At 32.3% G+C, this 229-nt stretch carries 1 protein-coding gene; it reads left to right on the top strand.

Going from position 1 to position 229, the window contains the following annotated elements; all coding sequences use genetic code 11:
• Positions 1–116: helix-turn-helix transcriptional regulator (locus RFW85_RS12465; RefSeq protein ID WP_309171581.1), on the top strand; the 116-nt coding region annotated here is incomplete at its 5' end.
• Positions 117–229 lie beyond the last annotated feature (113 nt).

The following is a 229-nucleotide window of genomic DNA, read 5'->3' as shown; positions in this document are numbered from 1 at the left end:
ATAAACTCTATAATGGTCAATCGACGCGTATTGATTTTGAAACTATTGAAAAGCTCTGCTTATTGCTAAATGTAGAAGTAGGGGAGCTTCTAAAATTACAAGCTGATGAAGACTAAGTTAATGAAATATTAATAAAAATAAGGTGACCAAATTTGGTCACCTTCCTTTTTTGAAGTATTTTTAATTGTGAGAACAGTCGTTAAATCTGGCTCTTTGGGCAGAGTTTTTG

The sequence above is a fragment of the Acinetobacter sp. 12966 genome (assembly GCF_031196995.1).
GTDB classification, from domain to species: Bacteria; Pseudomonadota; Gammaproteobacteria; order Pseudomonadales; family Moraxellaceae; genus Acinetobacter; species Acinetobacter geminorum.
The sequence above is the reverse complement of the archived record's forward strand: the minus strand, read 5'-3'. Positions and strand labels throughout refer to the sequence as shown.